This window comes from Paenibacillus sp. Root444D2, from assembly GCF_001426375.1.
Lineage (GTDB): Bacteria > Bacillota > Bacilli > Paenibacillales > NBRC-103111 > Paenibacillus_E.
In genome coordinates this window covers 48,776-61,910 of record NZ_LMEO01000030.1, presented here as the reverse complement: position 1 = coordinate 61,910, position 13,135 = coordinate 48,776, and the positions used below count along the sequence as shown (strand labels likewise).

Sequence of the window (13,135 nt, the reverse complement as noted above, 5' to 3'; positions counted from 1 at the left end):
AATGGGAATAGCTACATCTGATGAGCGCTCTCCTGAACAACATCTGCAAACCAAGGTGTCAAAATCCTGCGAATGAGTGAGTATATGTGAGATAAACCCTTAAAACCGAGGGACGAGCAGTTTAGTTTAATGATCAAAAATAATAAGCAGGAGATAATATCGTAACTCCGAATTGTTAAAGTATAAAAATATTAGGAGTTTAGAAAAGGGGTATCTACGTAATTTTATTGTGTAAAACGATCTTATTACGATAATTACGAATTGAATTTCGTAGAATAAAAGTTAATATGACATATCCGAAAACCAAATTTCACATTTTACTATACTGTGACTTATCCTTGTTATCATGAACTGTGACAAGATGTTAACCGTTTGGAAGGAATTAGTAATTCTTGATAGAATAAATATGAAGATGATCAGGTAATAAATTTGTACACATAAGGAGATAAAACTATGGCAAAAAACAAATTACTAAGAATGGACAATGTTGGCATCGTGTAGAATCCCTTGATGACGCAATCTCTTTCTTCGAGGAGATTGGCTTGAAGCTCGAAGGGCGAGCTACTGTCGAAGGTGAATGGGCTGGTCGCGTAACCGGGCTGGGTTCACAGTGTGTAGAGATTGCTATGATGGTTACCCCAGATGGCCACAGCAGACTTGAACTTTCGCGATTTCTCACCCCACCTACTATATCAGATCACCGAACTGCTCCTGTAAATGCCCTCGGTTATCTACGCGTCATGTTCACCGTTGAAGACATTGACGAAATGGTATCCAGACTCACTAAGTATGGTGCTCAGCTCGTTGGCGAAGTGGTTCAGTATGAGGACTCGTATCGGCTCTGCTACATTCGTGGAAATGAAGGACTTCTAATCGGTTTGGCGGAACAACTCGGTAATAAATAAGTCGGGTCTGGGCGACCCTCGGTCCCGGAAACAAGGAACGAGGAAGTAATTGCCGGGACACATCCGCACCGGCCGGTAGCAAGCTGCCTTAACTCGGTGGGACTTCGTGATGCATGAACTTTAACGGAAATCAATGCAAAACCAAATTAAAGGGACTCAACTAACGGAAACGATAGTTCAATAAACAACACCACGGCAACCATCCAACATCATCGGCTGCCATTTCTCAACTAAAGGACAGTTATGCTTAGTAATAAAAAGATAGGTTTTCAATAAAAAATAACAAATATAGAAGATAAGTTTTTTCAAGATTATGTGAGGGAAATGTAAATGAATTATTAAAAGCTATATTGTTTGGCATAGTTGTTTTTTTAATAGTTTTATTTATTGTTAATCTCCTTATCGGTGTTATGAAAGAACTTCGGTGTGTTACGAATCACAGACCTCAATTCAATGTGAATATAAAACGTTTGATGGAACCTCAATGACAAACCAAGATATTAATAAAATTAAGGTGCATAAGGGAGAAGTTCTGTATGTAGTTTATATTGCTATTGTTAAGACTGGGGAATTATCTCTAGACGCAATATTGACGAGATTAAACAACAATAACAAAGATGAATCTGTCTGGAGTAATACTCTTAAAAATAATAGAAGTGAAACAATAAATATACCAATAAATGACGATGGGGAAGTTATATTCCGAATTAAAGGAACCAAGAAGTCGGGTAGTTATAACATTAAATGGGATGTAAAAAGCAAAGATGAAGCTGCGAAGAAATAAAATTGAATGGGCTGTCTTTTTTTGAAGTAAATGGCTGGTTGAAAAACAAATCCTGCTCAACTAACGGGAATTAAACCAACGGGTAAAGTCCATGTAGGAAATTCATCGCAGCAATAAAACCCGCACTCAAAATCGCAAAAGATAGAATGGGATAAGGTTCTTGTCAAATCCTGATGACAAGAACTTTATCCCATTCCCGATTTTGACAAGAATTTGATCTCATTCCCGACAGATGGCAGGGAAGAGAGGCGGTCGGAAAAAACTAAAGTTATAATCTGGACTTGCTGATTAAGCTGATATGAACGTGGCGGTCAACACCTCTCTGAGACCTAAGCATCCGACGGATTATCGGTCTGATACGGAGCCGGCTTTCGTGTAGCCTCCGGCCCACCAGTTCGTAACCAGATCTGCGTAGGTATCGGCGGCATCTTCCCAGAAGAAGTGTGCCGCATCGATAATGTTAAGCTTGCTATTGGGTAGCCGCTCATGGAGATATTCGGCGTTTACCGGCGGCACCACGTGGTCTCTAACGCCGTTTATGATCAGCACGGGTGTCTCGATCGTGGGTAGTAGGTCGCGCAGAATCGGCAGCTGTTCCGGATAGCTACGCACGTAGCGCATCGACTCGGCTAAGCGCTCACCTTCATAGGACGAAAGATAGTCCTCGCAGGCGGCATCCGTGGGCCTGCGCTCAAATTTACTAATCGTGGCGGTTACAATTTTGCGTCCATCGATCTTGCGATAGGGCTCGATGCTCGGTGCCTCCACCCATTCCTTCAGCAAGCCGCTGAGTTGGAGTGGGACTGCGGCGCCGCCGGCACCGATTACGAGGCTGCGGAACCGGCCCGGAGACAGCGCCGCGGCGAAGAGTGATGCACTGGTTCCGATATCATGCCCCACGATGTGTGGCTGCTCCAGGCCGAACGCGTCAGCGAGCCGAACAATGAATTCGCCCATGGCCCTCGGCGACATCAATGAATCGCGGCGTTCGGACTGCCCGAACCCCGGCAGGTCAACCGCCACCAGATGGACGTGCTCTGCCAACCGGTTCCAGGTTGGCTCGTAGCAGTAAATGCTTTCCGGCCACGGGCTCAACAAAAGTGCATGATTGTCGCGCGGTTCGCTCTCGGCGTAGCGAATGGACAGGCCGTCGATGGGGCGGACCTGCGGTCGGATCGATTGGCTCAACATTGTGGTCATGGGATCTTCCCGGCGTTCTTCGGCATACATCCCTTTATCTTCATTCGACATGCATGATTCCTCCCTAAAATTTCAGCTACATAGGATATTCCAATTATAACCAATTGGGAATGATCGGCGAGTTACCACTATTTAACTGTGATTCAGGTTGCCCCGAATCGAAGTGGTGTATTCCTCGAGGAAGCCGTTTTCGCCGTAGTTGTCAGCGAAGTGGAACTCCTGGTATTCATAAATCTCGCGGGCGGGATTTTATGGACGACATCTGGGCCTTGCACGTTGCCTTCCATGAACGCGCCTTCCCCGGTGACATCGTCGGCTAGGTTGTCCAGCCACCACTGAGTTTATTCTTCGAGGAAGACGTTTTCGTCGTAGTTACGGTCAGCAAGCTGGAAAGCAGTGACAGGCTGTTGCTGGCTACGATTAATCTGATCTCAGAAAGAGGTTACAATAGCGATACCACGCAAGAGATTGCTGAGTCTGCCGGCCTGAGAGAGAAGACATTGTTCCGACACTTCGGAAGCAAGCAGAAACTCCTTGAAGCCGCTTTCGACAGGTATCACTATGCCGAAGAGATGAGAAAGATTTTCGCGGACAAACTGGTATGGGAGCTGGAGAAGATCTCTTTACGATCAGCAGGACGTACCACGAGATTATGAACCGGAACCGCAAACTGGTCCAAATCAGCATCAAGGACGGAGCCCAGATGCCGGGCTTTTAAAGAACGGATGCAACAACACCCTCTGCGGTTGCTCGAGTTTCTGACGAATTACTTCAACGATATGAGCGAGGCGGTAAGCTTCGGTTGACGGATCCGAAGATGCAGGCTTTTACGTTCATGATGTCGCAGTACGGGGCTTTCGTGAACGACTTGGAGACCGGGAGTAACTACCCATGAAGCAATACTTCTTCTAAAGGTGAAACCTTAGCATTAAGCTATCGGAAACGATAGTTCAATCAATAAAAGCTTGAAGGCAGCCGGCCAATGATCGGCTGCCTTTTCTCAACTAACGCAACAGCAGGGAAAGGAATCCATATCCCGAACTGTTAAAGGGAAGGGTTTTATGTCTGATCACGATTTCCCTAACATGCCATTGATTATTATGAAAAGCTGAGGTGATTATTATGGAAGAGTTACTTTCACGAATGAAGCATAAACACGGAAGGATAATTGACGGAAGGCGACATTTCTGGGACGTAGAAAAACTGTGGGAGTTATCTAAGAACTTACCAGTTCATAAAATCAAGATAGATTCAATAAAGGAACTTGATCAGGATTGTTGGTTTACAGATAGTAGGAATACATCAGTTCCAACTATACGCAATGTTGCGCTTCATTGTCAGCGGATTATCAACGCAAACATGGAGTACCCAATATTAATATGTTCAGATGGACAATTAATTGATGGGGGACATAGAATTGCAAAAGCACTAATTGATGAAAAAATTGAAATTGATGCCATCTATCTTACATTGCCGACGGCGGATGTGATTCAATAAAGTACTCTTGTTCTGTAAAGTAGCCTGTCCAAAAAACTGAATTTAGCTTTTGACATCAGCAATAAACCGTGACATCGAGATTTGATAATGATTAATCTAACGGAAACGAGAGTTGAATAAATAACACGTAACGAGGCTGCCGGATTAAATTAGGCAGCTTGTTCAGTTAACGGACAATTTAGCACAATAAACGATTGTTTGGGAACATGCATAACTAAGTCTTTAACCAAATGTGGTAATATAAGGATGTGATACATAGATTAAATGATCGTATTGACTGTTAATTCAATCGGTTAAGGTAGGCATAGTGTCTTGAATAGAGATGTCTATTTAGGGAGCGATAATTAATATGGGGAATATCGAGCAACTCATTATGAATATCATCATGTTAATTTTTTCCAAGCATAGGCGTTTGGTGTTTACTGCATTTAATCAATCGAAATATTATGATGCTGTAAATAAATTAAAAAGTCATGGCATTTCCTATCGCAGCCGAATAACAAGTCATGACACGGGTACAGTGGGTTCAGGCAGAAATGATAACAGCCAATACGACATCTATGTCAAAAAGGATGAGGTATATCTCGCGGAGAAGGCTATAAATAGCTAGCGGTTTAATAATAAAAAATGCTGTTGTACGGCAGCACCTCGTTGAACTAACGGAAACGATAGCGTAATCAGGCAGCGGCATGAAACATTAATATACGACGAAAAATATACCAAATTCCTGTGGGGCTCACAACATTTTTATTGTGGGTTCTTTAATTTCAGCTACATCCAAGAAAGAGGTACCAGGTTCTTGTCCTGTAAAACCCTTGTTCTTGCCTTACAATCTATTGTTGTTCTCAAATGACAAGAGAAGTTTTAATTTTCGGATTTAGCTTGTCGGTTCATTTGTTGCGTCCTTTTTGTTAAACCATTTTTCAACGAAGGCGGCCTCCTCCTCCGGTGAATTGACTCCGGTCGAGAATCCAACAGTCCCGCCTTGTCGTTTATCGAGATAATCATGATCGTCCACGATTCGAGTGAAGTCGCTCGCTTTCCATTTTTTCGCGAGCGCGAGATAATTGTCTCGTTCCTCGATGTTCGGAGCCTTCTCAATGTTCTCGATCATGAGGTCGAGGAATTCATGCGTCATCTTAATAGAGAATCCGATTTGGTCAGCTTTGATCTTCTGATGAGTCATGGAGTGAAGGTTCATGATAATCGAGACTTCGTTCATGTATTCGCCGTTCGCGTTCATCTTCTTGATCTGGCCTAAATAGTCATCATCAACCGCGATAAGCGCTTGATTTGGACCGTATTTCATCCCTGTGAAGGGTCTGACTTTGTCAATTGGGTGAGCTGCCGGAGCCTCAGATTTCGGAGTCTCGGAAACAGTCATAACGGGATTATATATTTCCTTGGTGATATTATTTGCTTTAACATATGCGAAAGCACTCCCGACGATGAGAGCAGAGATAGTGACGGTGATGATGAACTTCTTTTTCATTGGATTTATGTCCTCCTCGAGTTGGATGTTATATATTTAAACGTTATTACCACCCAACTAGTTCCTGTAGGAATAATTAAAGGTCTTAAGTCCTTGTGCATTCAACTAACGGGCAGGATAACGCATCTAAATGTTGAATTTTCTGGAAGGAGTAAATAACCAGAGGTGAGATATGAACCAATTAGAAGGTAAGGTAGCGGGAAAAACCATGAACGACTCATTGGCGGAAATTGAATGGTATGAAACAGACCCAATTTTAAACAACCTTATTACTTCAAGGGCTGAACTGACGTTTAGCCCGCTTTCGCCGGGGCTTGAGGCGGATGTGGTTAAGATCACGCAGGGAGAGAAGCATTTTGTGCTGAAGGTGTGGAACAAGCGCTCGAAACCTGACGTCCTGCGCCAATATCGCCTTTTGGAAGCTCTTCATTGTCAGGGAATCCGCGTATCCGAGCCGATCGGCTATGGGCGGACCGAAACTGGGGACAGTGTGCTGCTGACCCGCTATCACGGTACTACAGTAACGAAGGTGAGCCCGAGCATTTTTAAGGAAATTGCTGCTGTTTTAGCCGACATTCACCGGCTGTCTCCGGATGGATTGGAGGGTAGGGCGCTTGCTAGGTATGATTTTGTTGGGTATTTTTTCCCGGGGATCGAGGCGTTTCCGGCGATGAAAGAGGAACTGATCCGTCTCGTCGCTTCTGCGGATATGAAAATGGATCGGATTATTCACGGCGATTTCCATTTAGGCAATATTCTAGAAGATAATGGACAATACACAGTGATCGACTGGACGAACGGGCAACTGGGGGATCCTAGGTATGATCTGTCATGGGCTTGTCTGCTTTTGCGCATCTATTTGAGCGAGAGCAAAAGCCTTACGTTTTTGTACAAATATCAAGAGAAAATGCCCATAGCGCCGGGGGAGTTAGAGATCTTTGAAGCGCTTGCTTGCCTGAGGTGGCTTTTGCTCGACCGAATCGCTGGAGTGCCCAAACACGCGGATACGATGAAGAAGGTAAGAAAAATCGTCAGGGATAATCGATTTTTAAATGAGAGTGTGCTTATATAAGGGCAGTTCCCGCTCGATTGGAGTTGAGGTTGACTTTTTCGTCAGTCATTACCCAGAAGAGACAAGGTTTATAAGATAGATTTAAATTGTTCAGTTAACGAGGAACTATAGTTGAGGAGCCTACAGCAAAGTAACTCTTCTTTTTCATTGGTGTAACGGGTACTTTAGTGAAGTAACATATCAGAGGATTCGCAGATCTGGTTGTTGCTTTGCATCCTGTGGTGATTTATTTAACTCAGCCGAGTGTGCGGGAGCAACAGGGTTGGATTTCTTCCATCCGTCCATGACTCACTTCGCGTCTGAACAAAATATTAGGTTTATGGAAAACCGCAAGCGGATCGAATAGGTTGAAAGTTAGATAAAGTACCGATAATTAGGAATGAAATGACCGAAATGTGACTACTTAATTTAAGTTTAAAGCCCAACAAGCCCGATCGTAGTGAAATCAAGAATATACTGCTCATATTATGGCAAAATAATAAAAACAAAAAGGAGGCATTCCCTTGAAGAGAACGATAGCTGATTCCATCGTGGAATCCCTTCTGAACGCCGGCGTGAAGCGAATTTACGGCATTATCGGCGATTCGCTTAATGCCTTGCTCGATGCGATCCGTCGTTCCGGAAAAATAGAATGGATCCATGTCCGCCACGAAGAGGTTGCAGCGTTCGCGGCTGGCGCGGATGCCACCCTCAGCGGAGGAATCGCCGTTTGTGCGGGTAGCAGCGGACCTGGTAATTTACATCTCATTAACGGATTGTACGATTGCCATCGAAACCGGGTGCCCGTACTTGCGATTGCCGCTCATATTCCGAGCAGTGAAATTGGCAGCGGCTTTTTTCAAGAGACTCGTCCGGACATGTTGTTTCAGGAATGCAGCTTCTTTTGTGAAGTCGTAACCGGACCGAGGCAAATACCTCGAGCGGTTACGATGGCGATGCAAACCGCGACGGCAAGGTCGGGAGTGTCTGTCTTAGTTCTTCCTGGTGATGTAGCCGCTTTCGAATTCGACGAAAGTCCGGTTCCAGAACGCGTCATCCATTCCACCAGGCCAATTGTCAGCCCTTCTACAGACGAATTGAAGACGCTTGCCGACTACTTAGACAAAGGCAAGAGGATCACCTTACTGTGCGGTGCTGGCTGCGCGGGAGCTCATGCTTCGCTCATGAAGCTGTGTGAGAAACTGCAATCCCCGATGGTCATAGCGCTGCGAGGAAAAGAATATCTGGAATACGACAACCCGTATTCCGTCGGATTAACCGGCCTCATCGGATATTCATCAGGATACCACGCCATGATGGAATGCGATGTCTTACTCATGCTGGGTACCGATTTTCCATACCGGCAATTTTATCCGCAAGAAGCGACCATTCTTCAGGTTGATTTGGATTCCTCCCGACTAGGCCGGCGAACGACGCTCGCATACGGGGTGTGCGGAGACGTAAAGACGACGGTCGACATGCTGTTACCCCTGTTAATGGAACCGCACTCTCCTGATCATCTGCAGCACTTTGCAGCACATTATGCCAAAGTCCGCGAGGAACTGGACAATCTTGCAGCTCCTGGCCGAGCTCTTATTCATCCGCAATTCCTCATGAAGGTAATCAGCGATCTCGCAGATGAGGATGCCGTTTTGACTTGCGATGTTGGGACGCCGACTGTGTGGGCTGCCCGATACTTGAGCATGAATGGAAAAAGAAGGCTACTTGGCTCATTTAACCACGGGACAATGGCGAACGCCATGCCCCAGGCGATTGGGGCGCAGGTTGCTCAACCGGGACGCCAGGTCATATCGCTGTCTGGGGATGGGGGACTCACTATGCTGCTCGGAGATCTATTGACCCTTCGTCAGCATAAGCTCCCGATCAAGATCGTTGTCTTTAATAATGGCGCGCTTGGATTCGTGGAATTGGAAATGAAAGCAGCTGGCTTTTTAGAATTCGGAACGGAACTCGACAATCCAAACTTTGCGGCACTTGCTCAAGCCATGGGAATCGAAGGAATTCGCGTCGAGGATCCGAATGACTTGGAAAGTGCCGTTCGCCGAGCGCTCGAATACAGCGGTCCGGTAGTGCTGGATGTCGTCGTCAATCGTCAGGAGCTGGCGATGCCGCCGAAAATCAACCTCGAGCAGGCTCGCGGATTTACGATGTGGATGCTGAAAGCCGTTTTGAACGGGCAAGGCAACGAAGTCATCGAACTGGCGAAAACCAATCTCTTTCGGTAATAAATAGGAGTCCTTTGAAGTGGCATTGGAAGTCAGAGTTATTTTCCCACTCCCGAGAGGGAGGGAGGATCAGCTTTATTAAAGACTCCTACAACTGACTGGACACACTACCTTAGTCACAAGTTTAAAATAGCCCCCATCTGATTGCCAGATGCGGGTTATTTACGCTTACGTTAATACAAAAAGAATTACAGCCGGTTACATCGCAATTATCTCTAGTATGTATCGAAATTTATTCGATTTGGAGCCTATGTCCGACTAATGAGGTAGAGAACTTTGAGCAACCGGCAGCTCGTTAAACTAAACGAGCAGTAATGTTTAATATTACGTTCCATAAAATTACCAAATTTATGGTATGTTGATCTATATAGGTACGAAATAAACGTAACATATTTAGAGTAGTACATAATTGGAGAGAAGACACCAAAAGGAGGTATTTTTGTGGATGAAACCTTTATCATTGCTTGTGAAGTACGACTTCGGACAGCAATGCTATTCAGTGATGTGGAACTTTTAGATGAACTGATTGCTGACGACCTTACCTTTGTTAATCATTTAGGACAAGTTTTATCAAAAGAATCGGATATTGAAGCACATCGTTCAGGAAACTTGAAAATGACTGGAATTGATATTTTGGATCAAAGAATTAGACTTCTGGATAGGGTAGCCGTAACCATTACAAGAGTCAATCTAAGCGGTATTTTCGGGACTCCATTTGAAGGCGAGTTTTGGTACACTCGTGTTTGGCAGAAACGTATCGGGACATGGCAAATTGTCTCAGGTCATTGTTGTTCGGTAACGTGATACAATACTATGCTCAACACTAAATTGTTGAACTAACGTTAGTTGAAACAACAAAGCCACGACAGGCAGTCGGTCAAATGATCGGCTGCCTTTCTCAACTAACTACAGAAAAGTTGAGAAAAGAATACATTTAATTAATATCCGGGTATGATAAAGAGAAAAAGGAAATATTATGATCGGACTTATTATCGCAATTGTCGTTTTTAATCTTACTGCCTTTACAACCAATAAGAGGTTGACAGCAAACCAAATTGTTCATATTTGGACATTTACATCGATTTTTCAAGGTACATTCGATTCTTTTGTTGATTATAAATTTCATGGTTACTGGTATTTTACTAAAGACATTGACTGGAAGGGTGTGCCTGCGCATCTTGGACTGCTTCCTCCCATTAACATGATGTTTTTAAATTGGTATCCGTTTAAAAGTCCATTAAGAGTAAAAACATTTTACTTTATCTATTGGGTCATAGGTACCGCCATATATGAGTTAATTACGTTGCTGCCTGAACCTTGGGGGTATTTTCACTACGGGTGGTGGAGATTGTGGCATTCGGTACTAATAAATCCTATCCTACTGTTAATCTTGTTAGGGTATTATAAATGGATAGTTAGAATAGAAAAAAATTATAAATTGTGAAAATAATCAAGTTGAATCATATAAAGAGACGATTCAAGTTCATCCCGCTCCCTCGAAATGATTCGGTTTCCTCACTCAAACTCATGAATTCGCAGGATTTCACCCTTAGATTAGGATGAAAGAAGAAGATATAGGTGAGCTTGTTGCGGGATTGAAGTGAAAAGGGCACGGGCAGCATTCCTATTATGAAGAAATACGAGGTTTGAGAAATAAAAAGACTCCTTGGTATGATGTTAATGGGTCCACGATGCTGGGCAGCTAACGGACGACAACCGCGGAGTCGAGTTCGGGAAGCCCATTACGTTTGAAAACACCAGGGAAGGGTTCGAGTTGTTTGTGGACTGGTTCCGAAAGATTTTAACGTAACAAGGTTTCCAAGACGTTATCGTTGGCATGGAGCCTACTGGTCACTACTGGCTAAACCTTGCTCATTTTCTGCGTGAAAAGCAAGTTATGTACGGCGTTGTAAATCCGCTGCACGTAAAGAAAGCAAAGAACTCGACGACAATTCGCCAACGAAGAATGACATTAAGGATGCGAAGTTCATTGCACAGCTGGTCAAAGACGAGAGATACGCCGTACCGAACCTTTCCCAGGGCGTTTATGCCGAACTGAGGGAGCAATGAAAATTCGCGATCACCTGACGACTGACCTTTGCGTAGTGCAAGCACGTGTCCATAACTGGTTAGATTGCTGTCGTCATTCGATCTGAGTACGGGAAGCATTACTTTTGGCATGGCGCATGAAAATTGTCATGCGCAATGACCGAAGGCGATGCTTTTTTTTTTGCATATTCATGACTTTTAACAGATTTGGCACTCCGTCATCCTTGGTAAGATTAAGGTGCAAGAACGAGCGAAACCCTAAGGACCGAGCGCATTTAGCGATCAGAGAGCGGAAGTGATGGCGGAGAAAAAATTAGGATGACGTTGCGGATTGCAACGGTATCGGTTCTGCTGGTGCTGGTGGTCGGCTCTATTTTAGAGGAAAGGATGGAATCACTGACGAAGCTGCAGTTCGCTTTAACGCAGCAAAATGAGGTCGAGTGGCCGTTCCTTGTGAGAAGCCATTACGCGGATTCCTTCCTCGGTCATGTGTTAGTTATTCGAATAATTAAACTTAAGAGGAGTGATCATGGCATCTACGATCAATAAACTAATCCGTAGGACAAGCCAAATAACGTTGCTAGGCTTCGCATACGTTAACTCGATAAGGAAAATGATAGCCGATGTAAGTCAAGCGCATGAGCATGCATAATGAATGTATATAGGAGGGAATGCGATGTTCGGGAACCAATCGAGATGGCCGGCCAAATGCACGGCAATACTGCTGATCGCGGCGCTTATGCTACTTTCGGCCTGCGCGCGAAACAGCAATGAGCAAGACGGCGAGCGCGCCGCCGATATCAATCCAAAGAAAGTGGCATTAACCACTGCAGGCAAGTTAACGCCCGGTAAGGCGTTTTCCGACGAGGAGCTCGTCAAAGAGCTTCCGGGCTTCAAGAACGGCTACAAGGAAGCGAACGGCGTCAAGCTTCACTACGTCGAGGGCGGGAAGGGCGAGCCGCTGTTTCTGCTGCCGGGCTGGCCTGTAACCTGGTATTCGTTCCGCAATATGATGCCGGAGCTGGCCAAGTACTATCATGTCTATGTCGTGGAATACCGGGGCATGGGCAGTTCGGACAAGCCTCAGTCGGGCTATGACAAGAAGACGATGGCAAAGGATATTTATGAATTGGCCAAAGCGCTCGGCTACAAGAGCATCAACATCGCCGGACATGATATCGGAGCGACGATCGCGTACGCATATGCAGCCAACTACCCGGAGGCCACGAAGAAAGTCGTGCTGATGGATGCTTCCCATCCGAACGATAACTTCCTGAAAATCCCGATCTTGCCGCCGCCTGGCGTGTACGACGAGAGCAACCCCGAACGCCCTAAGTTCTACTGGTGGTTTGCCGTTAATACCATCCCGGGCTTGTCGGAGCAGATGCTGCAGGACAAACAGCTGGATCTCGTCTATAATTGGATTTACGATTATATGGGCTACACCAAGGATGCGCTCAGCAAGAAGGAACGCGAGGTTTACCTCGCAGCTTATTCCCAGCCCGATGCGCTTCGCGCCGGGAACGAATGGTACAAGACGTTCAGGGATGATATCGAAACGCTGAAAACGTACAAGCCGCTGTCCGTGCCCGTGCTCGGCATCGGCGGCGTGTCCGGTTACGGCATGCTGGAGCAGTTCTTAAACGAGCATGCGCCGAATTCAAAGACGGTGAAGCTGGAGAAAACCGGACATTGGATCATGGAGGAGAACCCGCAAGCCGCCATTAAGCTGTTCAGAGAGTTTTTCCGTTAAACCGTCCCTGCTGCACAACAAGCCCCTGAATCGCCTGCGGCGTGATGCCGTTCGGGAGCTTGACGTCATTTATTCGGACGACAAAAACATTCTATACAACGAAGTCGGGAAAGTCGGGACTGACCCAGTAACGTGAGACAAATTAAAACACCTTCAAG

The 13,135-nt window shown here is 45.3% G+C and carries 12 protein-coding genes and 2 pseudogenes; 12 read left to right on the top strand and 2 right to left on the bottom strand.

What is annotated here, in order from left to right:
* The first annotated feature begins 453 nt into the window (after positions 1-453).
* Together ASD40_RS18015 and ASD40_RS18010 are read left to right on the top strand one after the other, a co-directional pair.
* Positions 454-905: pseudogene (locus tag ASD40_RS18015) on the top strand (VOC family protein).
* Between the two features lie 484 nt (positions 906-1,389).
* Complete coding sequence (locus tag ASD40_RS18010) at positions 1,390-1,689, top strand: hypothetical protein (protein WP_057304571.1); 300 nt, start codon at positions 1,390-1,392, stop codon at positions 1,687-1,689.
* A 345-nt stretch (positions 1,690-2,034) separates the two neighbouring features.
* On the opposite strand, the gene ASD40_RS18005 is transcribed toward ASD40_RS18010, so the two are convergent.
* Positions 2,035-2,940 (bottom strand): alpha/beta fold hydrolase, encoded by a 906-nt coding sequence (locus ASD40_RS18005; protein ID WP_057304570.1) that lies wholly within the window; start codon positions 2,938-2,940, stop codon positions 2,035-2,037.
* A 356-nt stretch (positions 2,941-3,296) separates the two neighbouring features.
* Between ASD40_RS18005 and ASD40_RS38690 the strand changes: the two genes are divergently transcribed.
* The 3 genes from ASD40_RS38690 (at position 3,297) to ASD40_RS17990 (ending at position 4,996) form a co-directional block, all read left to right on the top strand.
* Complete coding sequence (locus tag ASD40_RS38690; protein WP_063860392.1) at positions 3,297-3,545, top strand: helix-turn-helix domain-containing protein; 249 nt, start codon at positions 3,297-3,299, stop codon at positions 3,543-3,545.
* A gap of 466 nt (positions 3,546-4,011) precedes the next feature.
* On the top strand, positions 4,012-4,386 hold the full coding sequence (locus ASD40_RS17995; RefSeq protein ID WP_057304569.1) for a hypothetical protein: 375 nt from the start codon (positions 4,012-4,014) through the stop codon (positions 4,384-4,386).
* A 349-nt stretch (positions 4,387-4,735) separates the two neighbouring features.
* Positions 4,736-4,996: a hypothetical protein gene (locus ASD40_RS17990; protein ID WP_057304568.1), complete on the top strand. Its 261-nt coding sequence runs from the start codon at positions 4,736-4,738 to the stop codon at positions 4,994-4,996.
* Positions 4,997-5,263: 267 nt separating this feature from the next.
* Here the strand turns inward: ASD40_RS17990 and ASD40_RS17985 are convergent, their stop codons facing one another.
* On the bottom strand, positions 5,264-5,878 hold the full coding sequence (locus tag ASD40_RS17985) for a DUF6241 domain-containing protein (RefSeq protein ID WP_057304567.1): 615 nt from the start codon (positions 5,876-5,878) through the stop codon (positions 5,264-5,266).
* 172 nt (positions 5,879-6,050) lie between these two features.
* Here ASD40_RS17985 and ASD40_RS17980 point away from each other — a divergent pair, with 172 nt between their 5' ends.
* From ASD40_RS17980 to ASD40_RS17955, 7 genes and pseudogenes are all read left to right on the top strand, one after another.
* Positions 6,051-6,950 (top strand): phosphotransferase family protein, encoded by a 900-nt coding sequence (locus ASD40_RS17980; RefSeq protein WP_057304566.1) that lies wholly within the window; start codon positions 6,051-6,053, stop codon positions 6,948-6,950.
* A 503-nt stretch (positions 6,951-7,453) separates the two neighbouring features.
* A complete protein-coding gene (gene poxB / locus ASD40_RS17975) occupies positions 7,454-9,175 on the top strand; it encodes a ubiquinone-dependent pyruvate dehydrogenase (protein WP_057304565.1) in 1,722 nt (573 codons plus the stop codon).
* A 441-nt stretch (positions 9,176-9,616) separates the two neighbouring features.
* Positions 9,617-9,979, top strand: coding sequence for a nuclear transport factor 2 family protein (locus ASD40_RS17970; RefSeq protein WP_057304564.1), 363 nt, complete (start codon positions 9,617-9,619; stop codon positions 9,977-9,979).
* Positions 9,980-10,151: 172 nt separating this feature from the next.
* Complete coding sequence (locus tag ASD40_RS17965) at positions 10,152-10,619, top strand: hypothetical protein (RefSeq protein ID WP_057304563.1); 468 nt, start codon at positions 10,152-10,154, stop codon at positions 10,617-10,619.
* 267 nt (positions 10,620-10,886) lie between these two features.
* Positions 10,887-11,310: pseudogene (locus ASD40_RS36485) on the top strand (IS110 family transposase); the annotation flags it as partial.
* A 232-nt stretch (positions 11,311-11,542) separates the two neighbouring features.
* Positions 11,543-11,773: a hypothetical protein gene (locus tag ASD40_RS17960; RefSeq protein ID WP_056830268.1), complete on the top strand. Its 231-nt coding sequence runs from the start codon at positions 11,543-11,545 to the stop codon at positions 11,771-11,773.
* 127 nt (positions 11,774-11,900) lie between these two features.
* Complete coding sequence (locus ASD40_RS17955; protein WP_057304562.1) at positions 11,901-12,977, top strand: alpha/beta fold hydrolase; 1,077 nt, start codon at positions 11,901-11,903, stop codon at positions 12,975-12,977.
* Positions 12,978-13,135 lie beyond the last annotated feature (158 nt).

Excerpts from the sequence above, each read along its gene's own strand:
- ASD40_RS18010 (WP_057304571.1), top strand. The coding sequence starts at position 1,390 with ATGACAAACCAAGATATTAATAAAATTAAGGTGCATAAGGGAGAAGTT.
- ASD40_RS18005 (WP_057304570.1), bottom strand. The coding sequence starts at position 2,940 with ATGTCGAATGAAGATAAAGGGATGTATGCCGAAGAACGCCGGGAAGAT.
- ASD40_RS17995 (WP_057304569.1), top strand. The coding sequence starts at position 4,012 with ATGGAAGAGTTACTTTCACGAATGAAGCATAAACACGGAAGGATAATT.
- ASD40_RS17990 (WP_057304568.1), top strand. The coding sequence starts at position 4,736 with ATGGGGAATATCGAGCAACTCATTATGAATATCATCATGTTAATTTTT.
- ASD40_RS17985 (WP_057304567.1), bottom strand. The coding sequence starts at position 5,878 with ATGAAAAAGAAGTTCATCATCACCGTCACTATCTCTGCTCTCATCGTC.
- ASD40_RS17980 (WP_057304566.1), top strand. The coding sequence starts at position 6,051 with ATGAACCAATTAGAAGGTAAGGTAGCGGGAAAAACCATGAACGACTCA.
- ASD40_RS17965 (WP_057304563.1), top strand. The coding sequence starts at position 10,152 with ATGATCGGACTTATTATCGCAATTGTCGTTTTTAATCTTACTGCCTTT.
- ASD40_RS17960 (WP_056830268.1), top strand. The coding sequence starts at position 11,543 with ATGACGTTGCGGATTGCAACGGTATCGGTTCTGCTGGTGCTGGTGGTC.
- ASD40_RS17955 (WP_057304562.1), top strand. The coding sequence starts at position 11,901 with ATGTTCGGGAACCAATCGAGATGGCCGGCCAAATGCACGGCAATACTG.